The following is a 23012-nucleotide window of genomic DNA, read 5'->3' on the forward strand; positions in this document are numbered from 1 at the left end:
TCACATACCTGTTTATAATACAACTTATAACCATTTGGAGGTATACTATGAAGAAGTTATTTACAGGCGTTGTAATTAGTTTTATAGCAGTCATTAGTCTTGCGGCTTGTGGTAGTGGAAGACCACAAGGAAAAGAAGCCGCTGAAACATTTATGAATGCTGAATTTTACCAAGGAGACAAAGAACTTTACAAAGACACATTTGGCATTGCTTTAGATAATAGAGAATCCTCTATAAAAAAAGAATATGACCGTACATTTCTTGCTATGGGCTTACCAAAAGAAGCTGCTGATGTCTCTTTTAAGAGTGTTTTAACGGCTTTAACAGATCGAACGAGCTATGACATCTCAGACGTTAAAGAGTCAAAAGAAGGAACTTTAGTGACCCTACAAGTCTATGGTCTTGATACTACAGACTTTGAACAGCACGCTGACACTCTAACTGAACAAAAAATGATGGCCCTTTTTAAAGAAAAAGGCCTACCCATCCAATCTTTAGATGATCTAGCAACCTTAACATCGGATGAAGAATTTGCCATTGCTGAAGATGTGTTATCTGATCAAAAATTAATGGCTAATCTAGCCTCAGATATTCTACCCGAATTAATCAATGGTTTACAAAAAAGTAAAGAACCTACCACAGTAACATTAACTCTTATCACTAACCCTGATAATAAAAAACAATGGACAGTCAAGGACCGAGAAGCTACTATTGATGCCATCATTGATGTTCTCATCCATATATAAGATAAAAAAACTAGACGACCAAGATTAACCCTTGGTGTCTAGTTTTTTATCTTAATAAGTTGTTAATTCTTTAACTTTATCTGCATCTAGGCGTTTCACAACTTCAGTGACTAATTTAACCGTATTTAAATAATCATCTTCGTGAATAATTGATGTATGAGAATGTAAATAACGTGTTGATACTGTAATAGCTAATGATGGAACACCGTTACGTGTTACATGTTGTGAACCAGCGTCTGTTCCCCCACCTGTAATAACTGTATATTGGAAAGGAATATTCAATTCTTCTGCCACACCAATCACAAAGTCACGTAATTTTTTATGTGGAATCATTGACGCATCAAAAATAATGATTTGAGGTCCTTTTCCTAATTCTGAATCAGCCTCTTTAGGTGTCATACCCGGCGTATCTCCAGCTGTTCCTGTATCTAAAGCAAAAGCAATATCAGGATTAACTAAATGTGTGCTTGTTTTAGCCCCACGTAACCCAACTTCTTCTTGCACATTACTTCCTGCAAACAAGATATTTGGGTGTCCCTCTTTCGCTAAGTTTTCTAATACTTTCAATGAGACTGCTGTTCCGATACGATTATCCCACGCTTTAGCTAATAGGAATTTAGACCCATTCAAACGTTGGTATTCAATATGCGGTGTGACCATATCTCCTGGCTTAATGCCCCACTCACTTGCTTCCTCAGCGCTACTAGCACCAATATCAATAAACATATCCGCAATCTCGTAAGGTTGCTTACGTGCCTCTGCTGATAATACGTGAGGTGGTTTAGAACCAATCACACCATGGATTTCTTTTCCTGTTGCTGTTGTGATTGTCACTTGTTGTGCTAACATGACTTGTCCCCACCAACCACCAAGTGTTTGGAATTCGATAAAACCTTTGTCTGTTACTTTTGTCACCATGAAACCAACTTCATCCATGTGACCAGAAATTAAGACACGAGGGCCTTCTTTGTCTCCAATATGGCGAGCATTGATACCACCTAAACCATCATACATGATTTTATCTGCATGTGGTTCAGCGTATTTTTTAAAGACCGCACGCACTTGATCTTCGTTCCCAGGAACACCATTAGCGTCTGTTAATTCTTGTAAAAATAATTCATCTTTTTTTTCTAACACACTCTTCACCTCTATATAATTGTTGTAAGTTTAGTATACCATTATCCCTTGATATTGGGTATCGCTAGCTTTTTATCCCTCTTGCTGAATGGTTTTATAATAGGATGCGGAAGTTCCTAAATAAAACAAGACATAAATAGTGACTAAAAATATCATAGACAGATAGGTCAGTGCCATATCGGTCTTAGCCATTAAAGCATATAGCACCTCAAGAGCAAAAATAGCATGACATAGACTGACGAATAAGGGAACAAAAAAGATAACAGCATTCTGTTTGTAAATGCTCTTTTTGATGATACTTTTAGGTGTTCCTATCTTTCGTAACATCTCATAACGACCCACTTCTTCTTCTGCCTCAGATAATTGTTTGAGCATAATAATACTGCCTGTTGCCAACATAAAGACAACCCCTAAAAAAACGGCTACATAGACAAGTAGTCCCATGTTCATTCGTAACGACTGTTGGTAGGGGTACCGATTAGAAAAAAGGAGCCTGGAGCTGTAATGAGCCGTATCAGGATATTTCTCCTCTAATTCTTCTTTAGGCATCTCTTCCACCGTATCAATCATCCGACCCTTGTCTTCCCGTGTTCTATTATAGACATAGATTCTATCCGTATTTGGAAATAGTTCAGCCAATTTTTTTGCCTCATCAGCATCCGTCATTAATTCCTTCTTAGGTAGATTAATGAGTGAGTAGCCATAGTCATAGTCTGCTGCTAAAGCATGATAAGTCTCATCCGATACCACAACCGTTGGAACAGGAAACCTCATATCTCTAGGGTTTCCAATTTTATCCGAGGTCAAACCGATTAATTGCAACTCCCCTTGATTTCCCAGTAATAGGGTCTCATCTGGCTCCATCATCTCATCCATCGCAAACTGATTGGCCTCATTAACAAGTAACATGACGTCTTTTTTTCCTAATTCAGGAATAGGCGATAGCTGAGGAATGACGTGAGATAATGACTGGTAATTACTCTGACTCATCACATTATGAAAGCCTGTTCGCTTTTCATAGTTGCCGTTAACAAACATTCCTATCACACCACCCACAAATTTAAAAGCGACTGACTCTTCTTCCATCTCTTGCTCTCCGATTTCTTTCACTAAACGGTCCCGGTTATCTAGTGAAACGCTGTAAGACACGGGATTAATCGTATCTACCATTGCTAACGTAAACGATTGAACACTCGCTGCCCCACCAATCGCTGCAATCGCTGTACCGGATAAAACCGCAATTGTCGCTAAAATCCGAGCATTTTTCTTCAATTGAAAACCAAGGTTACCCGCTGTCACCATATTAATGTCGCGGTAATAGAATCTCTTCCATTTCCGAATAAGAACCAAAACAATCAATAAAAAATAGTCGAATAATAAATACGTGCCTACCACACATAACCCTAAAATAATTAACGGACTCACCAGCATAGCCATCACATCCAAACGAGTGTGTGTCTGCATATACATCATAAATGAAATAAAGTGGTGCGCTAGGGTGTAACCTAATCCAAGCAATGATAGACCGAGTATTCCTAATAGCCAGTGATACCACCTTAATCGTAAAGGGGTTTCTATGGTTTCTTCTGCTTTAAATAGCGTAATTAATTTATACCGATACACAACAAAACCAGTACGGATAGAAATAGCTATTAGTATTATGACAAAAACAACCACTGTATGCTTAATCGCTTCTAAGGACACAATGATTGAGGTCGTAACAGCAACATACATCGCCTTCATAAGTAGCATGGCAAATAATTTTGAGAATACTATCCCGAGTATTAAGCCTAACACCAAGGAAAGAAGACCAAGTAAAATGTTTTCTACAAAAAATAAGCTAGCTATTTGTCGCCGTCTCATTCCCAATAAACTATACAGACCGATTTCTCGCTTCCGGCGCTTCACAAAAAAAGTGTTGGCAGACAGCATAAAAATCACAATAAACAAAAGAATCAGCATACTACCTGATTTTAACCCTGCATCAATCCTCATATCCTGAGAAGCTCTAGACATTAAATCTTGATCGTAACTCATAGAAATAAAACTATAATAGACCATCACAGAAAAAGTCATGCTCACCACATACATTAAATAATACCGAAATTGGGTGGTCACATTTTTTATAGCTAATTTAGATAACATCGTGGCCCACGCCTCCCCCTATCATGGCTTGCATATCTATCACCTTTTGAAAGAAATCTTTCTGACTGCCTTGTCGCACAATCTCTGAAAAAATAGCGCCGTCTTTAATAAATAAAATCCGATGACAGTAACTCGCTGTAAAAGCATCATGGGTCACCATAAAAATCGTCACTTGTTCCTCTTGATTGACCTTACTCAAATACTGTAATAACTCCGTAGCTGATTTGGAATCCAAAGAGCCTGTCGGTTCATCTGCTAGAAGTAATGTTGGTTCTGTAATGATTCCTCTTGCCGCAGCCACGCGTTGCTTTTGTCCAATAGATATATCTGATGGATAAGACTCTAACAAATGATAGATACCTAACACTTTTGTTACTTTTTCTAAGCGCGCTTCCATTTCCTTCACAGGCAAACGTTCCAAAGCAAGTGGTAGCACTATATTATCCTTCACATTCAACGAATTCATCAAATTAAAGTCTTGAAAAATAAACCCTAACTCCCGTCGTCTAAAATCACTCAATCGCTTTTCTTTCATTCGTGTGATATCTTGTCCCCCTATTTTAATTCTGCCAAGGGTTGGTTGATCAATGGTGGATAACATATTAAGTAACGTTGTTTTTCCCGCCCCACTCGGGCCCATAATACCAACAAATTCCCCCTTAAACACATCAAAGGATATATTATCTAACACTCTCACAGGGTTTATTTTTTTTCCATAGGTTTTGGATAAGTGATCCACTTCTACAATTGGTGTCATCTCTCAAGACCTCCGTTCTTTTTATCATTACTATCATACCAATTCTTCGTCCTCGACAACATATATACGGGCTAACTTTAACTTACATTATTGTCATTCCCTTATCTCCAACTTAAGTCCTATCCTTTTTCTCTCTGTTCTTGCTATAATAAAGGACAGGCAAACCTGTTAGGAGGGGACTTATTTATGAAAATTATGATTGTAGAAGATGATGATACCGTTCGCGAACTCATAGCCGATTCCTTAAAAAAATGGGGATTTGATACCATTGAAGTGACTGATTTCAAGAAGGTCCTCACTCTTTTTCAACAAGAAGAACCACACCTGGTTTTATTAGACATTACACTGCCTGTTTTTGATGGCTATTACTGGTGTCAAAAAATCAGAGAAGAGTCCAAAGCACCAATTATCTTTATATCAAGCCGAGACACAAACGCTGACTCTATTATGTCCATGAATTTAGGGGGAGATGATTATGTTAACAAACCCTTTTCAATGGATATCTTGATTGCGAAAGTGAATGCCCTTCTTCGCCGCACCTACGATTATTCAAAAGCAGAAAGTGCTGTAATTGAACACAATGGGCTACAACTTAATATGGAAAATAGCACGGCAACAATTGAGGATACGACGATTGAACTAAGCAAAAATGAATTCAAGTTACTTTTAATCCTCATGAAACAGCACGGAAAAATCATTAGCCGTGAAAAATTATTACGTGCACTATGGGACGATGAACGATTTGTTGATGACAACACTCTAACCGTTAATATCAATCGTCTCAGAAAAAAAATAGAAGGAGCAGGGGTATCCAACTACATCGAAACAAAAGTTGGCCAAGGCTACATTATTCCCTAACTAATACTATGACTTTTTTATCCTATCTTAAAGACCAAGCTGCTCTCATTATGACCTGGGTGTTATTCTTTATTCTAACTATTGTTATTCTCTGGTTAACACCTGATCTAAAGCTCAACACTTCTTCTATGGCTTATCTTGCTTTACTTAGCGGGATATTAGTGTCTGTTTTTTTAATCACTGACTATATAAAAAAAAAGAAATGGTGGGAACAACTAGATATTGGCCAGCAGGGCGGGCTAGAAACACCTACCCTAACAGCCGCAAGATCTTGTGAAGAGCACTTATACCAAGAGTATTTAAATGAATTAAGCCGAGAACACTACCAAGAACGCAATGATATCAGCGAACAAGTTCAAGAACAAAAAGACTACATTGATAGTTGGGTACATGAAATCAAAGTCCCACTTTCTTCTTTAACTTTACTAACAGAAGCGATTGAGGACGATATTAGTGAAAAACGCTACACTCAACTACTCAAAAACATCAAAAAAATGGATGATTATGTGGAACAAGTCATGTATTATTCTCGACTGGATCATTTTTCAAAAGATTACCTAATCCAAAGTCATTCTCTGAAAAAAATGATTCAAAAAAACATTAAACATGGAGCAGATGACTTTATTCAGCAAGCTATTTCCTTCCATCTAGAAGGAGAGGATTACACGGTCTTAACAGATGATAAATGGCTTCATTTTATTCTAAACCAACTACTAAATAACGCCTTGAAATATACTGATCCCGGTGGTTCTATTACCATCTCATTATCTGACAATGAGCAAGGAGTCTGGTTAAACTTGACGGATTCTGGCATTGGTATTCCAAAAGAGGACATTCGACGGATTTTTGATAAAGGCTACACTGGACAAAATGGACGAAATGAAGAAAGAAACTCTACTGGATTAGGACTTTATTTAGCTAAATCTCTCACACATAAATTAGAGCATCAGCTATTTGTTACCTCTACGGTTGGGGAAGGAACCACATTCAGTCTTTTATTTCCAAAACTCAATTATTACAACCAAGACAAGCACTCCTTCATTATTTAATAGCTTTTCAAGAGTTTGTATGCCTTCATCACTCGTATCAAGCACAAGAAGATTATATTGTCTCTTACATTCTAAATAAGCGGGTATATTAAGGGAATATGAGTACTTATTAATCACTTTTTAAATTCTTGATTAATATCTTCTTCGGTGGTAGGATGAATTTATCAAACAATTGTTGGGAGATAACTATAATGAGTCGTAAAAAGAATCTTTTTGTGTCCTTTATCATGATATGTTTTATCAGTCTTATCAGCCTTAATAATCAAATCTATTCAGCGGAAACTACCAATAAACAAGTTGACACACTGACCCCGATGAACCAAGATTATTTTTATTATACGTCTGTTTTTGTAGGTAAAAAATTAGAGCCTCAACAGTTCAAAGAAAGCATTGAAACGTTTCACCACTTACAAATAAAGAACATTTCCTTTGCTAAAAATCAACGGGCCAATACTTCTAAAATAGGAACGTATGCCACAACACTAGAAATCACAACCACGGATGGCTCCTTTTACGAGTTAAAAGCACCTTATTTGGTCCAACAAGGAAGTCCTACCATTTCTTTATATAATATTGACTTTCATCCTAGAAAAAAAAGATTGACCTTATCTAGTTCGTCACCAGAAGTGGCCTTGTTTATTTCCGATAATGGGAAAGAACCTGTCTATAAAACAGAATTGACCCACTCGAAAAATTTTGAGACTAAATGGAGCAAACCCTCTGATTATATCCAAATCGTAGCTGCTGATAAAAAGGGGAATTACAGTGATATCATTACCTACTTTATGCCTTCTAGTAAAAAAGACAAACAGCCAATGATTAAAGAAGTGGCTTTTGATCCAAGTACAAAAAAACTCTCTGGAACAACAGAGAGTGGAACAACGTTAGTAGCCACTACCAACAAGGAGAAAAAAGAGCTAAACGTGTCAGGATCTGGAACGTTTGAGATGTCCCTTGCTGAGTGCCAACAACCTCTGACACTCACCTCAACTCGTCTCGATAAAACAGAATCTCATACTTTTGTCCCCGATAACTTAACTAACGATGGCAGTCACCAGTTTAATCAACTCCAAGTTAATGCTAAAAACATCGACTTAGCCCATGAATCCATTGAATTGACACGAGTCCTTCTTGTGATTCTACTGGTTTTTGGTATCATTGTATTCTTTATTATTAAAATTAAACTGGCTTCAAAAAGACAAAATTAAGAGTATTCTTTACTTTAAAGACAGAAATTAGTCATACTTTCGTCACATTTGAAGACTAATATATAAGTATACCAACAAACAACCCAAACAAACTTTTTCATTTTATTTACTCCTCCAAAGTAAATAAAACAACTCCTTTTTGGACCCAGCAGAGGCTGGGTCCTTTTTTTGTTAAAAAAATAAGCGGAATGTCCGCTTATTTGTCATAGTATCGCTCAGCATCCAAACATTTTTCCCAGACAACGGCTTCTCTTTGCTCTAGTGACTTGGCCACGTCCAAAATACGTTGATTACTGCTACCCCTGAATTGTAACGTTAAATCACGACGACTCAGATCAAATCGACCGTCAACTAACACATCAATCTCTTCAAGTAATGCTTGTTTATCTTCTGTATCCATCAATAACTCTTCAAAAGTATAACCTGTCCAAGACCAAATATCTTTAGTCGCACCAAACTCTTGTCTCACACGTTGAACTAATGCTAAACAGACTTGCGTGTTTAAAAAAGGTTCCCCGCCCAGTAGTGTCAACCCTTGAACGTAATCATGACTTAGATCTTCTATTATTTGATCCTCTAATTCTTTCGTGTACAAGGTCCCCATCTTAAAGTTTTGAATGGCTTTATTAAAGCAGCCCTCACAAGCAAACAAACAACCACTCACATAAATGCTACACCGGACCCCTTCACCATCAACAAACATAAACGGTTTATAATCAGCAATCCGTTGTTGACTCCACTCTTCTGCTGTCCACTCTTTCGGTTTTGGTTGTCTCATACTCTCTCTCCTAAAAAAAGAGTAGGAACACAAACGGGTTCCCACTTCTTTATTATTTCATGTGTTTAACACGTGATGCTATTTCTTGATGTCGACCATGTACCATCGGTCTGGCTTGTGGATTACCTAGATAACCACAGGTCCGTTTCACAACATCACAGGTCTTAGGATCTCTGTTGCCACATTGCGGGCACTCAAATCCTCTTTCTGTCGGATGAAAATCACCCTTGTAATCACATTCGTAGCAGTGATCAATTGGTGTATTGGTACCTAAATAACCAACTTTATCGTACGCATAATCCCACACTGCTTCTAATGCTTGTTTGTTTTGTTGTAACACTGGATACTCACAGTAATGAATAAAACCACCGGAGCAATACTCTGCATACTCTTCTTCAAAATCAATTTTTTCAAATGGTGTTGGTGTTTTTCTAACATCGTAGTGAAAACTATTCGTGTAGTAATCTTTATCTGTAATATCAGGCACATTGCCGAATTTTTCTTTATCCAAACGACAGAATCTGTCCGTCAAACTTTCACTTGGTGTTGAATACACACTAAAGTGATAACCTGACTCATCTCCCCAAGCATCTGCATGTTGTTTTAAGTACTTCAAAATAGCTATCGTAAATTGTTTGGCTTCTGGGTTATGTTCCCATTCACCACCATAAAAACTAGACGCCACTTCGTATAAACCAATATAACCCATAGATACAGTCGAGCGTTTATTCTTAAATAATTCATCCACTGAGTCTGTTTTTTTCAACCGCTCACCAAATGCTCCGTACATATAAAGAATAGGTGCATTCTCCGGCGTAGCTTCTTTGCATCGTTGAATTCTAAACATTAAGGCATCTTTCATTGTCACTAGTCGCTCATCAAGTAATTGCCAAAATTTCTCTTGGTCTCCATTCGCTTCTAATGCCACTCTAGGCAAGTTTAGTGTCACAACCCCTAAGTTCATACGACCTGCGTTAATCTCTTCACCTTGCTCATTTTTCCAACCTTGGAGGAAAGAACGGCACCCCATAGGCACTTTAAAACTTCCTGTTAATTCCACAATTTTATCGTAGTTCAATACATCAGGGTACATTCTTTTCGTTGCACACTCTAATGCCAGTTCTTTAATGTCATAGTTAGGGTCTGTTTCTGCTAAATTGACCCCTTCTTTTATTGTAAAGATCAACTTAGGAAAAATAGCGGTTCGGTGTTCTTCCCCTAATCCTTTAATGCGATTTAAGAAGATTGCTCGTTGTATCTCACGCTCAAACCAATTTGTCCCTAAACCAAAACCTAGGGAAGTAAACGGCGTTTGGCCATTAGACGTAAACAAGGTGTTGATTTCGTATTCCAAGCTTTGCATGGCATCATAAATATCTTTCCTTGTTTTCTCTTTAGCATAAGCATCGTGCTTCCCAGTATCCTCAATCCACTCTTTAGCATCAGCCAAATGTTTGTCGTAATTTTTCTTAGCAAAAGGGGCTAAAAACTCATCAATTCTATCTGCTGAACACCCACCGTACTGGCTAGACGCCACATTGGCAATGATTTGTGAGATTTGTGCTGTGGCAGTTTGAATCGACTTAGGTGATTCTACTTCCGCATTCCCAATCTTAAAACCATTGTTCAACATTCCCTCAAAATCAATAAGACAACAGTTCGTCATGGGTGAATAAGGATGGTAATCTAAATCGTGGTAATGAATGTCCCCTTTTTGATGGGCATTAGCAACATGGGCAGGTAATAATTTAAGGCCTATTGATTTCCCCACAATCCCTGCTGTTAAATCCCGTTGAGTGTTAAAGACATTACTATCTTTATTCGCATTCTCATTGATTAGACGACTGTCTTTATTTAATAACTTCCCAATAGTGACATTAATATCTGTTGCTTTACTGCGTTCGAAATCACGACGCGTCCGGTAGTTAATATATTCTTCAGCTAATTGATACGCCCCATTATCGAGAAGTGTGTGTTCTACAATGTTTTGAATTTCATATATTTTGATATTAGTTGCGAAACGTTCTTTAATTTCTGCTTCGATTAAAGTTACCACGTTTTCAATGCGACGAAGAGTGACTGGCGACAGTTCCCCATTAATTTTCTTCTCAGCTTTGATTAAGGCTTCTGTTATTTTAGTTTCGTCAAATTCTACTCTACGACCATCTCTTTTAATCACTTCTAATTTGTGTATCTCTACACTTTCTACCTTTTTTTCTGATGTTACGTCGTTCATTTCAATCACTTCAAGCAACTCCTTGTCTCTTTTATCTCCATTTATCATAGAACATAACACCTACATTTTCAACCATATATAGTGTTTAAATTTTCGTTTTTGCTATTGACATCTATATATAGTGTATCACCATTGACTTTCTATTCATAAAAAATAGCAAAAGTTATTTTTAGTGACCGTATTCACAATTATTTTTATTTATTCCCCTTTTCCCTGTCATTCTAGCTTATCTTAACGCTTGTTTCAGGAAGAAAAAACAACTAATCCTATCCACTTTCCTCTTTCTTTTTGTTTTTTTATACTTGGTTAGTTGTAGAATCAAGTTAACCACTCTAAAATAAATAAAAAACACCGTTCCTTCGAAGAAAGGCAACTTATTGAGTTTTGGCACAATGAGGGTGTTTCTAATAGAGAAATCGGCAGACGATTAGGACGACATCATCAAACTATAGCTAATGAACTCAAACGTGGCACAACAACCTAAATTAAAGAAAAGAGAAAGTCAAAGCTACTCTATTTCGCTGATACAGGACATACTATCTATAAAGAAATCAGAAAACGTTGTGGTTCTAAATCTAAGCTAATAAGTGCATCAGACTTTATTAATTTTGCTTGTAAACAAATCATTGACCTTAAGTGATCACCAGATGCTATTGTTGGTTTCATCAAGTCCCTTGGGACTTGGAAAATCAATTGATCAACGTCCTGATTCTGTTAACAATAGAACATCGTTTGGTCATTTGGAAATTGATCGTGTGATTGGTTCTAAAACAAAAGATGATAACGCTCTACTAACACTTTTTGAAAGAAAAACACGTTAGTAAATAAGGGGTTGAATAAGATAACACTGATATTTAGATGTTTTTACCAAAGTGGCTAACTTATTGTTGCAATTTAGGTTTTTTTATACTTTATTAAATAAGAAATAAAAAAAGCATCTAATCTAAGACTAGTTGCTTTTTCTAATTATTATAAATAAAACAAAATTAAAATCAGAGGTAATACACTGTTCATGAAATTAAATAGCCAATGAACGATAATCGACATCCATATATTATCAAATAAAAGATAAATTAAACCAAAATATACAGCAATAACCATGTAAGGGATAGTTGCTAAAGGATTCCCATTAAAATTAAAGGTATGAATTAAACCAAAAAACACGGCTTGAATAACCAACATGATTAGTTTAATTAACGGGCTTCTCATTCGATCAATCATCACATACCTAAAAAGAATTTCTTCATAAAAAGGGGCCATTAAGGCCTGAATAGCTGGTAATAGCAGTCCGATAACACTAATAGTATAAACGATATCTTCTTCAGTACCGCCAGTGGCCAACCATTCCGGAGGTAATATTGAGCGAGTCACTTGCAACAAACCTATAATTCCACCCATCAAAAAAATGGACAGTATTATTTTTAACCAAAATTTATTTTCCCTAAATCTCGTCCACTCTGTACTTAATTCTTTACCATACATCCGATACAGATTACGAATAGAACACCTAACAAACCTACTATTGAAACAGTTTAAACCTGTTCTTCTAATCTTAATAATTGACTGACAATAAAAGTTCCTACAAAAAATACTATAAACAAGACCGTAAACCAAGTGTCCTTCTTACCCCAACTCGTGGCTACTCCCTGCTTACGCCTATCCATTCTGGATGTATCATTCGTTGGTTATTCTCCTCTCTACAACGTGTGCACATTCATGAAATTCATCGCAGCACCTATTAAATTAGCATCATTGCCAAACTTACACGACACAACTTCAGGTAAAATCGCTTCGACACCTTGTTGCGCCAATAATTTTTCTAACCGCTGACTAATCTCTCGACTAATTTCTGGTCTGGCAGAAATACCACCACCAATGATCACCATCTCTGGATCTAAGGCTACTTGAAGGTTGTATAAGACATGAGCAATATCATCGTACATCGTAGAAACAAGTGCTGTCGCAAGTTCGTCTTGCTCTTCTAAAAGGGTAAAGATGCGTTTCCCATCTACCTTCTGATCCGTTAATTTACTGTATTTATTAGCTACTTTGACCATCGTTCCCTCATTACTTAAAATCTCATGGCGTCGGTTCAACATTAAACCAAATTCACCACCAAATAAATGAGCACCTTTATATAGCTGCCTATTAATAAAAATAGCCCCGCCGACACCTGTACCCAATACAAGGAAAACAGCATGATTCACAGATTTTCCTATTCCTAATTCAATTTCAGCGATTCCCGCACAGTTCGCATCATTCTCAATCGCAATAGGGAGTCCTAACGCTTCTTCTAACGCGTCAAATATAGGAAAGCCATGAAGGTACTTAACCGCACTTAACCCATCAATTCTTCTGGTTACCCCATTCACCACACCTGGTGAACTAATGGCAACTCCTTCTATTTCTCCAGTAATCGTCGTCATTGTCTCCTGCATCGCTGCAACCATCTTTTCAAAACTATCAGGCGTAACAAACTGACCGGTTTGCTCTAATCTCTGATTTTCCCAGTAGCCAAACTTAATCGCTGAACCACCAATATCAAATACCATTAATCCCATCGTTATCCCCCATTACTCTCTATTTATTATATTAATTGTACCAAATAAGTAAATGCAAACGCAAACGTCCTCGTTAGTTATTTGGCCGCACTAAAAAAGCAGTTGTTATCATCACAACTGCTTGTCATCTTGTCTTATATCAAAAGTAAACCGACTAGTATAGTGAACCTGGTGATTTGGTTCTACTACCGGTGATACTTCCCCTTCATTGTTCATCCCATTCGGACAAAATTGCGTTTCCAAACACACCCCACTGTGTTTATGATACATAGCGCCTTTTTTACCGTCAATCGTGTCCAAAAAGTTTCCAGTGTATATTTGTACTCCCGGCATATCCGTTTGAACCGTCATCTCAATTCCTGTCTTACTAGCACTTAATATCACACACTTCTCTGCGTCTTCTAAAACAAAATGATGGTCCAAACCAGTGCCTATACGTAACTGCTCATTCTTTTTAGCTAGTATCTCACCAATGAAGACTGGCTGTCTAACATCAAAAGGCGTCCCAAAAACAGCTTCTCTGTAGCCTAAAGGAACTGAATCCAAGCCTAATGGCATAAAATAATCAGAAGGTATCTGCAAAGAATGCTGATAGATATCCCCACTGTTATGCCCATTTAAATTAAAATAACTATGATTCGTTGGATTGAATAAAGTCGCCTTATCAGAGATCCCTTGATAAGAAATACTTAGCGTATTGTTCACTATTCCGTAAGTAACTGTCATGTCCAATTCTCCAGGAAACCCTTGGTCCAGATGGGGACTATGTAAAGCAAACGTCAGGCTCTCTTCTGTCTGATTGTTAAGTTCCCATATTCTGACATGATACCCGTTCGGTCCGCTATGCAGGTTATTATCTCCCTCGTTGCGTGGTAATTGGTACTCTTGTTCATCGATTTTAAAACTAGCACCTTTGATTCGGTTAGCATTTCGCCCTATGGTTGAACCAAAACACGGGGCATTATCGTCAATATAGGTTCTAGGATTATCATAACCTAAAACAACATCTATCCAGTCGCCTTTATCATCCTTCACCTCTAAAGACATTAAAGACGCACCCGCAGTAGTGACTCTTAATCTAATATAACTGTTTTGTAATGAGTAAGTTTCTATGTGTTGTCCCATCCTCTATTACCCCTATCTTAATACGATTGTCGCACTTCATAAGTTGTTCCAATTTCTAATCGTACGGGAATATCATTTCCTTGTGTTAACAAGGTTAGTAACGTATCAACAGACATTGAGCCCATTTTTTCCGTGTACACTTTTACCGTTGTTAAAGGAGGCGTCATATATTTTGCCACGCTGATATCATTAAAAGAAATAATCCCAATATCATCAGGAACTCGAATGTTTCTTTCTCCCAATGCTCTTAATGCACCAATTGCAATAGCGTCGCTCGAAATAAAAAACACCTCTGGGTAATGTGTTGCTTCTGTTGTATCAAGAAATGTTGCCATTGTGTGATACCCAGACTCTACAGAAAACAAACTTTCTAATTGGTGCGTCACTTCTAGAGATGTTTTTCGAAGTTCAAATAACAAATACTCTAAACGCATGTCTGGTATCGTTGATCCTAACGTTTTGGTTGTTTCTTTTCCTGAGATTAAGCCAATTTTTTGGTCCTTCTTCTCTAAAATACTCGCTACAACCTGTTTCATCCCTTGTTTAAAATCCACAATTAAGGAAGAATGGCCTAAGCTTGTACGGTCATCGTCAACAAATAGTAAAGGAACGCCTTGCTTCTCTAGCTCTTCCACTTCTTCTTTATCGAATTTCCCTAACGCAATGATGCCATCACTTGCCGCAGTTGTCATCTCACTGTATTTTTCTTTCAGTAACGTAATGCCTAATTCTTGCGCTCTTTTTTCAATTCCTAGACGAATCGATAGATAATAAACATCCTCTAGCTCTTCCGTTTCATCAAACCATTGAATCAACTTAATCTGACGGTTCTCTTTTCCCATTTTTTTTTGGTGCTTCGTATAGTTAAGTGTCTCTGCTGCTTCAAAAATACGTCGTTTGGTCTCCTCGTTTATAGATAAACTCGTATCATAATTTAATACTCGTGAGACCGATGCTGACGAGACCCCAGCTAGCTCCGCAATATCTTTAATTGTTGCCATATCATCATCCTTTGTCTTGCAAGTGCTGAATAAATCGAGCCATCCCTTCTTTCCCCGAAGCATCGCGTTTATAAACCCCTGCATCTTTTAATACTTCTAAAAAGATTAATCCTACTTCTGTTTGTACAATATCTGTCACATTGTCTTCAGTGAACACATACCGTTGTTTCATACTCTCTACCCAATCTTTATGACTCTCACAAACTGTTGTTTTATTTCCTAATAAATGTTCTTTAATTTCTTCTAATTCTTCTTTTAATCGTGGCGGTAGAATAGCTAATCCCATTACCTCAATCAACCCAATGTTTTCCTGTTTGATATGATGTCTTTCTTGATGTGGATGAAAGATACCATCTGGATGTTCTTTTGAGACATTGTTGTCTCTTAGCACAAGGTCTAATTCATAAAGATCATCCCTTTTACGAGCAATGGGTGTCACCGTATGATGAGGGACCCCATCTTCAGTATAGGCGATGATGTCTAATTTTTCATCTGAATAATCTTGCCACTGTTGAAAAATAGTATCGGCTGCTTCAATCAGCTCTGATTCCTTTGAGCTACTTAAACGAATCACCGTCATCGGCCATTTCACCACGCCTGCTGCTACATTAGGATATAGTGGTAACTCAAAAGAAAAATCTAAGGGCATGTTTTCAATCGGAAAGTTACATCGTCCAGCTTGGTAATGCTCATGAGATAAAATAGAGCCTCCTACGATAGGCAAGTCTGCATTAGAACCAATGAAATAATGCGGAAACACGTGTAAAAAGTCAATTAAACTTTCAAACGTTTTTTTATTGATAGACATAGGTCTGTGTGTTTCTGAAAAGGCAATGCTATGCTCTGGGTAGTATGCATAAGGTGAATATTGAAAGCCCCAAGGCTCTCCTAATAAATTAAAACGAATCACTCTATGATTGAGTCGCATGGGATGATTAATTCTCCCAGCGTAACCTTCATTTTCAATACATAACATACATTTTGGATAGTTGATTGTCTTTGCTTTTCCCTCTAAAGCAATTTGTTTCGGGTCTTTCTCAGGCTTGGATAAGTTGATGGTTATCAATAACTCACCATACTCCGTACCTACTGGAAATTCTATGTTTTTTGCAATGTGTTCTGTTTTAATATAATCATTTATTCGACTAAGTTCAAAAAAATAATCCGTCGCTGCTTCAGGAGATTCCTTATACCTTTGATTAAATGTCTCATTTAATCTTTTGGGTGACGGGGTTAAGAGGTCCATCAATTGTCCCTCCAACACTTCTCGTTCCCGGCTAGTATCTCCTATGGCTCGGTTCAATACCCCTTCTTGAACCAGCTGTTTCACCAGACATAAGGGAGTCTCTTCCCCGTGACTTTCTGGCAACCCAGCGATTTCTTCTTTTCCTATTAAAAATAACACTCGGTTCGTTAAATACACTCGATCTAATTCATCCCATTGTCCGTAAATAATCCCTTGGTCTACAAAAGCCGTTACAATATGTTTCATGTTATTCCCCTAACGTTTCTTGATCTTCATACCCTTTTGGGTGAGTATAATGCCAGTTCCAAGCTGTTTCAATAATGGACGTAATCTCTGTATATTTAGGGTCCCAACCCAATACATCTTTAGCCTTTTCATTGGATGCAACGAGAACAGCTGGGTCTCCAGCACGTCGCTCTTGAATAACGTAATCAATAGACTCTCCGGCTACTGTTTCAACCGCAGTAATTAGCTCTAAGACAGAAAAGCCTGCATTACTGCCTAGATTGAATACATTGCTCTCATTGCCATCTGCTAAATATTGTAACGCTAAAATATGAGCGTCTACTAAATCAAGCACATGAACATAATCTCTGATACAAGTGCCGTCTGGTGTGTCATAGTCATTACCAAACACACTTAACACCTCACGCTGTCCCAAAGCCTTTTGAATGATAATCGGTAAGAGGTGACTTTCTGGCTGATGATCTTCCCCAATCATGCCATTCGTATGAGCCCCAACAACATTAAAATAACGCAACGAAACAAAGGTCATACCATAGGCTAAGTCGCACCATTTCATCATTTTTTCCATCATTAACTTGCTTTCACCATAAGGACTCTCAGGAGAGGTTTTAGTGGTTTCTTGAATAGGCAACTCAGCAGGTTCACCATAAGTCGCTGCGGTGGATGAGAAGACAATGCGCTTCACATCCTGTTCTTTCATTACCTCAAGAAGGACTTGCATCCCATACACATTGTTATTAAAGTACTTCAAAGGTTGTTCAACAGATTCTCCCACAAGTGAACTGGCAGCAAAATGAAGTACCCCATGAATCTCTTCTTTCTCAAAGACAGAGGTTAAAAAGAGTTTATCTCTGATATCACCTTCATAAAAAGTCGCACTTGGATGAACTGCCTCTTGATGTCCTGTTAATAAATTATCTACCACTACTACTTCTTGTCCCTCTTCAATTAAACGAGACACTGCGTGGGAGCCAATATATCCGGCACCACCTAATACTAAAATACTCATATTTACGCCTCCAATCTATTTTTTCGTTGTACCATCACCGATTTTAGCTTCATAGAAATCAGCAGAGTAACCTATTTTTTCTAAATATTCTTGGCCCACTTTTTCTTTAAATGACGCTAGCATGCCTTCTTTCACCAAAGCAATTCCACAACCACCAAATCCTGCTCCTGTCATACGAGCTCCTAAGACACCTTCTTGTTTTTGCGCTGAGGCAACTAAGGTATCTAATTCGAGTCCTGTGACTTCATAATCTGTCTTTAAAGAGGCGTGAGAGGCATTTAACAAGTGACCAAAAGCCGTCAAGTCACCCTTTACCAAGGCCTCTTTAGCTAGTAATGTTCGCTCATTTTCTGACACAGCATGTTTCGCCCGGCGACGTAAGGTATCCGTTGGCAAGACATGGCTGTGTTGATTAAAGGTGGCTAAATCTAATTCACATAAATAGCTAATTGCCGTCTCTTTTTTCAAATACGATAGTGCTTCGTCGCACTCACCACGACGCTCATTGTACTTAGAATCCGCCAATTCCCGACGTTTGTTGGTATTCATAATAACCACAAGATACTCTTTAAAGTCAGCAGGGACTAATTCATACTCTAAGGTGTCTGTGTTTAATAAAATCGCTTGATCTTTTTTTCCCATACCAATGGCAAACTGATCCATTATACCTGAATTAACACCAATGAATTCGTTTTCAGTTTTCTTGCCTAATTGGATCAACTCTAACCTAGAGACAGACAACTCAAAATTATCTTTTAACATTTCTCCCATCAATAATTCAAGAGAGGCAGAGGAAGATAATCCTGCTCCGTTAGGAATGTTTCCATTAATGTAAATATCTAATCCATGAGTGATATCATGACCTTCTTCTATAAGAAATGCCAACATCCCCTTAGGATAGTTAACCCAAGTATCAGCCTCATCGTAGGACACATCGTCTAAAGATACGTCAATGATTCCTAAATCTGAAAAATTCTCAGAATAAAAACGAAAAAGTCTGTCTTCTCTTTTACAAGACAAGCCATACGTTCCAATGGTAATCGCTGCAGGAAACACGTTGCCTCCGTTATAATCCGTGTGTTCCCCAATTAAATTAATTCTACCTGGCGAAAAATAAGTATCTGTTGCTTCTTTGCCAAACACTTGCATGAATGTTTTTTTCATTTCCTCTACCTCTTCCTTAATTTTAAGTAAAAGTTTTACTAAAACTATTATATAGTAATTCAAGCACTTATTCAATCCATGGTTTCCTTTTTAAACAAAAAAGCATGCGCTTTGGACTAGCTGCTTCTTCTAAAAGAAAGACAACTTAGTCCAAGCCCATGACTTTATGTAGATAGAATGCCTCTTTCTATCTAAGGCTTAATGATACTCAGGCAAATAAGAACCGTGTGCCTCGATTAATTCATCCACTAATGAATGAATGTCATCTAAAGATAACTCTGAGCTAGTATGAGGGTCTAACATCGCTGCTTGATAAATTTTACTTCTATCAAGGGTCAATGCTGCTTCCACTGTTAGTTCTTGTACGTTAATATTGGTCCGATTAAGAGCGGCTAATTGGGTTGGTAAGTCACCTACAAAGGTCGGTTGTACCCCGTTTTTATCAACCAAACAAGGAACCTCTACACAACAATCATTAGGTAAATTCGTAATTAGACCTGTATTCAGGATATTTCCAGCTATCATTGTGGGGTTCCCTGTTACAATCGCATCCATAATATAGGATGCATACTCTCTACTACGCTCATGGGTCAATTCACCATTATTAACCACCTCATCACGCTGTGCTTCCCAGTCTTCAATTTGTTGCTCACATCGTCTTAAATACTCATCAATAGGAATGCCTAATTTATCTATTAATTGTGGGTATTTATCTTTGATAAAGTAAGGATGATATTCCGCATTATGCTCACTGGATTCTGTGATGTAGTAACCAAAATGCTTCATTAATTCAAATCTCACTGCATCAGGATGAGGATTAGACTTGGCTAAGGCTTTTTCTTTAATCACAGGATAAAAGTCGTTTCCATTTCTAGTAATTTCTAATAACCACGCCATGTGGTTAATCCCCGCAATTTTCCATTGGAAGTCATCTAAATCATACTCTTCCTCAATCCCTAAATGTTCAAACAATTCAGGCACGCACACTTGCACACTGTGGCATAATCCCACTGTTTTGATGCTTGTTTCTTTTAAAACAGCCATCGTTAAAATAGCCATCGGGTTAGTATAATTTAATAGCCAGGCATTCGGACAAACTTCTTCCATCTCTTTAGCGAATGCTAACATCACAGGAATCGTACGTAATCCTCTAAAAATACCACCTATCCCTAGTGTGTCCCCAATCGTCTGTTGTAATCCATATTTTTTAGGTATCTCAAAATCGATCACCGTAGAGGGTTTGTAACCTCCTACTTGAATGGCATTGATGACAAAATCTGCCCCTCTTAGAGCTTCTTTTCGATTATCATAGGACTGGATGCTCGCACGTCCTTTATTGACATTCTTATTGATAGTTTTTAGCATCATTTCTGATTCTTTCAACCTAACGGGATCAATATCATACAACGCAATATGTGCGTCTTGTAAGCTTGGTGTCAACATGGCGTCACCTAATACGTTTTTAGCAAAAATAGTACTACCTGCTCCGATAAATGTTATCTTAACCATGAGTCATCTCTCCTATTCTTCAATTGTTGTCATATAAACAAAGGATGTTTCAAAATCACCAAAGGGTTGTTGATGGGTCTTGTTCAGAACATAATACCCCATATTCATCCATTCATCCCCGTAAGCAACACGTCCTTCATCACTTCTATAACGTTTATTTGGATCTAATCCTGTCAGTTGTAACACTTTCAATGAAGGCGATGCTTCAGCTAATACTTCAGCATAAAACACAATCGCTTCGCTTTTATCTGGTGAGACAAACATCCATGAGGTTCTATTGCCTTCAAAAGGAGAATAAATCCTGTGGAATGTTCCGTACTGAATCAACCGTCGGTGCTGTTTGTAAAAAGTAATTTGTGCCTTCATGGCTTCTTTTTCTCCATCACTTAACGTTAACACATCTAACTCATATCCTAATAAACCCGACATTGCCACATCCCCACGCGTTTCAATGTGCGTCCGTCTTCCGTTTTGATGATTAGGAGAAGCTGATACATGGGCACCCATACTTGATACAGGGTAAACCAAACTTGTCCCATACTGAATTTTTAAACGTTCCATCGCATCAGAGTTATCACTAGTCCAAGTTTGTGGCATGTAATACAACATCCCTAAATCAAAACGGCCACCACCACCTGAACAACTTTCAAACAGAATATCTGGAAATGCTTTAGTAATACGCTCCAACAACTCATATAATCCTAACGTATAACGGTGACTCACTTCACCTTGTCTACTAGCCGGTAATACAGTGGAATAAGCTTCTGAAAAATTACGATTCATGTCCCATTTAACATAACGTATGTCTGCACTATTTAAGACATCCGATAGCGTGTCTACTAGATAATCTCTCACTTCTTGTCTTGTGATATCTAAAATATATTGATTTCTTGCTGGGGAAATACCTTTTGTAGGATAATGAAGTACCCAGTCTGGATGTGCTCTGAATAAGTCACTTTCTGGACTCACCATCTCTGGTTCAAACCATAAACCAAACGTCATACCAAGAGATTTGGCTTCATCTGCTAATCCCTTAAGCCCATTAGGTAATTTTTCCTCATTGACCCACCAATCACCAAGACTTGTGGTGTCATCGTTTCTCTTACCAAACCAACCATCATCCAGGACAAATAGCTCAACACCTAAATCTGCCCCTTCTTTCATCAAAGCTTTAATTTTATCCTCTGTAAAGTCCATATAGGTTGCTTCCCAATTATTCATTAGTACAGGTCGTTCAATCCCCTTATAACGAGATTGCACAATATGATGATTCACAAACTCATGCATATGAATCGAATAATCCGTTAGCCCCTTATCTGTATAACTCATCACCACTTCAGGTGTCATAAAGCTTTCCTCTGGTGCTAATTCCCACGAAAAAGTCTCATGGTTGATGCCCATTTGTACCCTCAGTTGATCATAAGAATCTCGCTCGATTACCATTTCGTGATTGCCACTATACATCAACGCAAAACCATAAACGTCACCCATAGTTTCTGTGGTTTCTTTATCAACTAAAGCAAAGAACGGGTTCTGATTATGACTACTCGTACCTCGGCGGCTATCTAAAAACTTAATCCCACGATTAATAGGTTCCCGAACAATCTGTCTTTCAGCCCCCCAGGTTCCTGATAAATGAATCAATTCTTTTTCAGATGCCGCAAAATCTAAACTCAGACTGCTCATTTTATTAAGAGTAACTGCCTCTTTCGATCCATTATAGATGGATGCCTTACGTAATAAAATTGGGCTCTCTGCAAACACGGTAAAATACAGACGTAATTCTAATTGATCCTCTTTATCTTCCAATCGAATTTCTAATGTCTCAGACTTATTCCCCTCTATATCCGTACTACTAGGCATCCCCTCTACTGCTACGACCCCAGAGTGAATGACGTAATCTTTGTACAAGAAGCGGGTATTATTATGTCCAGATATATGAGATGTTACCTCAATACTACCGCTACGATAATCCCCTTGATTGGTGCCAGGATATTCTTGAAGCAGAGAAGCCAAACTTACTCTGTTATCCAGCTCTCCTGGTAAATTAGGAGCAAAAGAACCCCGTGTGTGGGTTGGGTAATCCATTCCCCCAGAATAATTTGATACTTTTTTTCCGTAATACTTATGAACCAATATCCCGTCTTCTACTGAAAAAATATAGCTCATCCATTGATTAGATAAATGAAAAATGCCTTGCGTTTTGTCTACTGAAATTAATGTCATGTCCATTCCCT

18 protein-coding genes and 1 pseudogene are annotated in these 23012 nt (G+C 37.9%); 5 read left to right on the forward strand and 14 right to left on the reverse strand.

Going from position 1 to position 23012, the window contains the following annotated elements:
* The first annotated feature begins 47 nt into the window (after positions 1-47).
* Positions 48-746 carry a hypothetical protein gene (locus tag ACVWM0_RS09005; RefSeq protein ID WP_476472306.1) on the forward strand — a complete coding sequence of 233 codons (699 nt, stop codon included), beginning with the start codon at positions 48-50 and terminating at the stop codon, positions 744-746.
* A gap of 51 nt (positions 747-797) precedes the next feature.
* Here the strand turns inward: ACVWM0_RS09005 and ACVWM0_RS09010 are convergent, their stop codons facing one another.
* The 3 genes from ACVWM0_RS09010 to ACVWM0_RS09020 all read right to left on the reverse strand — a co-directional run bounded on the left by ACVWM0_RS09010 (position 798) and on the right by ACVWM0_RS09020 (position 4785).
* Positions 798-1883: a M42 family metallopeptidase gene (locus ACVWM0_RS09010; protein ID WP_476472307.1), complete on the reverse strand. Its 1086-nt coding sequence runs from the start codon at positions 1881-1883 to the stop codon at positions 798-800.
* A gap of 72 nt (positions 1884-1955) precedes the next feature.
* Positions 1956-4028, reverse strand: a complete 2073-nt coding sequence (locus ACVWM0_RS09015) for an ABC transporter permease (RefSeq protein WP_476472308.1) — start codon at positions 4026-4028, stop codon at positions 1956-1958.
* Positions 4018-4785 carry an ABC transporter ATP-binding protein gene (locus ACVWM0_RS09020; RefSeq protein ID WP_476472309.1) on the reverse strand — a complete coding sequence of 256 codons (768 nt, stop codon included), beginning with the start codon at positions 4783-4785 and terminating at the stop codon, positions 4018-4020. Before ACVWM0_RS09020 ends, ACVWM0_RS09015 begins: the two co-directional genes overlap by 11 nt.
* A gap of 186 nt (positions 4786-4971) precedes the next feature.
* On the opposite strand from ACVWM0_RS09020, the gene ACVWM0_RS09025 reads away from it, so the two are divergent.
* The 3 genes from ACVWM0_RS09025 to ACVWM0_RS09035 all read left to right on the forward strand — a co-directional run bounded on the left by ACVWM0_RS09025 (position 4972) and on the right by ACVWM0_RS09035 (position 7900).
* Positions 4972-5643, forward strand: coding sequence for a response regulator transcription factor (locus ACVWM0_RS09025; protein WP_476472310.1), 672 nt, complete (start codon positions 4972-4974; stop codon positions 5641-5643).
* A gap of 8 nt (positions 5644-5651) precedes the next feature.
* Positions 5652-6692 (forward strand): sensor histidine kinase, encoded by a 1041-nt coding sequence (locus tag ACVWM0_RS09030; protein WP_476472311.1) that lies wholly within the window; start codon positions 5652-5654, stop codon positions 6690-6692.
* A 191-nt stretch (positions 6693-6883) separates the two neighbouring features.
* Entirely contained in the window at positions 6884-7900 is a 1017-nt protein-coding gene (locus ACVWM0_RS09035; protein WP_476472312.1) for a hypothetical protein, read from the forward strand.
* A 196-nt stretch (positions 7901-8096) separates the two neighbouring features.
* Here ACVWM0_RS09035 and nrdG read toward each other — a convergent pair whose 3' ends face one another.
* Positions 8097-8678 carry an anaerobic ribonucleoside-triphosphate reductase activating protein gene (nrdG, locus tag ACVWM0_RS09040; protein WP_476472313.1) on the reverse strand — a complete coding sequence of 194 codons (582 nt, stop codon included), beginning with the start codon at positions 8676-8678 and terminating at the stop codon, positions 8097-8099.
* A gap of 52 nt (positions 8679-8730) precedes the next feature.
* A complete protein-coding gene (gene nrdD / locus ACVWM0_RS09045) occupies positions 8731-10914 on the reverse strand; it encodes an anaerobic ribonucleoside-triphosphate reductase (protein ID WP_476473699.1) in 2184 nt (727 codons plus the stop codon).
* 337 nt (positions 10915-11251) lie between these two features.
* Between nrdD and ACVWM0_RS09050 the strand changes: the two are divergent.
* A pseudogene (locus ACVWM0_RS09050) lies at positions 11252-11732 on the forward strand (transposase); the annotation flags it as partial.
* Positions 11733-11883: 151 nt separating this feature from the next.
* Here the strand turns inward: ACVWM0_RS09050 and ACVWM0_RS09055 are convergent.
* The 9 genes from ACVWM0_RS09055 to ACVWM0_RS09095 form a co-directional block, all read right to left on the reverse strand.
* Positions 11884-12285, reverse strand: a complete 402-nt coding sequence (locus tag ACVWM0_RS09055; RefSeq protein ID WP_476472314.1) for a lysostaphin resistance A-like protein — start codon at positions 12283-12285, stop codon at positions 11884-11886.
* A 326-nt stretch (positions 12286-12611) separates the two neighbouring features.
* Entirely contained in the window at positions 12612-13475 is an 864-nt protein-coding gene (locus tag ACVWM0_RS09060) for an ROK family protein (protein WP_476472315.1), read from the reverse strand.
* A 111-nt stretch (positions 13476-13586) separates the two neighbouring features.
* Positions 13587-14600, reverse strand: a complete 1014-nt coding sequence (locus ACVWM0_RS09065; RefSeq protein WP_476472316.1) for an aldose epimerase family protein — start codon at positions 14598-14600, stop codon at positions 13587-13589.
* 17 nt (positions 14601-14617) lie between these two features.
* Positions 14618-15601 (reverse strand): LacI family DNA-binding transcriptional regulator, encoded by a 984-nt coding sequence (locus ACVWM0_RS09070; RefSeq protein WP_476472317.1) that lies wholly within the window; start codon positions 15599-15601, stop codon positions 14618-14620.
* Positions 15602-15605: 4 nt separating this feature from the next.
* Entirely contained in the window at positions 15606-17093 is a 1488-nt protein-coding gene (gene galT, locus ACVWM0_RS09075; protein WP_476472318.1) for a UDP-glucose--hexose-1-phosphate uridylyltransferase, read from the reverse strand.
* Position 17094: 1 nt separating this feature from the next.
* Positions 17095-18102 (reverse strand): UDP-glucose 4-epimerase GalE, encoded by a 1008-nt coding sequence (galE, locus tag ACVWM0_RS09080; protein ID WP_476472319.1) that lies wholly within the window; start codon positions 18100-18102, stop codon positions 17095-17097.
* A 15-nt stretch (positions 18103-18117) separates the two neighbouring features.
* Positions 18118-19266: a galactokinase gene (locus ACVWM0_RS09085; protein WP_476472320.1), complete on the reverse strand. Its 1149-nt coding sequence runs from the start codon at positions 19264-19266 to the stop codon at positions 18118-18120.
* A 198-nt stretch (positions 19267-19464) separates the two neighbouring features.
* Positions 19465-20775 (reverse strand): alpha-galactosidase, encoded by a 1311-nt coding sequence (gene melA / locus ACVWM0_RS09090; RefSeq protein WP_476472321.1) that lies wholly within the window; start codon positions 20773-20775, stop codon positions 19465-19467.
* 12 nt (positions 20776-20787) lie between these two features.
* Positions 20788-23007 (reverse strand): alpha-galactosidase, encoded by a 2220-nt coding sequence (locus ACVWM0_RS09095; RefSeq protein WP_476472322.1) that lies wholly within the window; start codon positions 23005-23007, stop codon positions 20788-20790.
* Positions 23008-23012 lie beyond the last annotated feature (5 nt).

The sequence above is a fragment of the Vagococcus sp. 211 genome (genome assembly GCF_056322705.1).

Coding starts and splice junctions, on each gene's coding strand:
- ACVWM0_RS09025 (WP_476472310.1), top strand. CDS start 4,972: ATGAAAATTATGATTGTAGAAGATGATGATACCGTTCGCGAACTCATA.
- ACVWM0_RS09095 (WP_476472322.1), bottom strand. CDS start 23,007: ATGGACATGACATTAATTTCAGTAGACAAAACGCAAGGCATTTTTCAT.
- ACVWM0_RS09065 (WP_476472316.1), bottom strand. CDS start 14,600: ATGGGACAACACATAGAAACTTACTCATTACAAAACAGTTATATTAGA.
- nrdG (WP_476472313.1), bottom strand. CDS start 8,678: ATGAGACAACCAAAACCGAAAGAGTGGACAGCAGAAGAGTGGAGTCAA.
- ACVWM0_RS09035 (WP_476472312.1), top strand. CDS start 6,884: ATGAGTCGTAAAAAGAATCTTTTTGTGTCCTTTATCATGATATGTTTT.
- ACVWM0_RS09005 (WP_476472306.1), top strand. CDS start 48: ATGAAGAAGTTATTTACAGGCGTTGTAATTAGTTTTATAGCAGTCATT.
- nrdD (WP_476473699.1), bottom strand. CDS start 10,914: ATGAACGACGTAACATCAGAAAAAAAGGTAGAAAGTGTAGAGATACAC.
- ACVWM0_RS09030 (WP_476472311.1), top strand. CDS start 5,652: ATGACTTTTTTATCCTATCTTAAAGACCAAGCTGCTCTCATTATGACC.
- ACVWM0_RS09015 (WP_476472308.1), bottom strand. CDS start 4,028: ATGTTATCTAAATTAGCTATAAAAAATGTGACCACCCAATTTCGGTAT.
- ACVWM0_RS09085 (WP_476472320.1), bottom strand. CDS start 19,266: ATGAAAAAAACATTCATGCAAGTGTTTGGCAAAGAAGCAACAGATACT.
- melA (WP_476472321.1), bottom strand. CDS start 20,775: ATGGTTAAGATAACATTTATCGGAGCAGGTAGTACTATTTTTGCTAAA.
- ACVWM0_RS09070 (WP_476472317.1), bottom strand. CDS start 15,601: ATGGCAACAATTAAAGATATTGCGGAGCTAGCTGGGGTCTCGTCAGCA.
- ACVWM0_RS09020 (WP_476472309.1), bottom strand. CDS start 4,785: ATGACACCAATTGTAGAAGTGGATCACTTATCCAAAACCTATGGAAAA.
- galE (WP_476472319.1), bottom strand. CDS start 18,102: ATGAGTATTTTAGTATTAGGTGGTGCCGGATATATTGGCTCCCACGCA.
- galT (WP_476472318.1), bottom strand. CDS start 17,093: ATGAAACATATTGTAACGGCTTTTGTAGACCAAGGGATTATTTACGGA.
- ACVWM0_RS09060 (WP_476472315.1), bottom strand. CDS start 13,475: ATGGGATTAATGGTATTTGATATTGGTGGTTCAGCGATTAAGTTTGGC.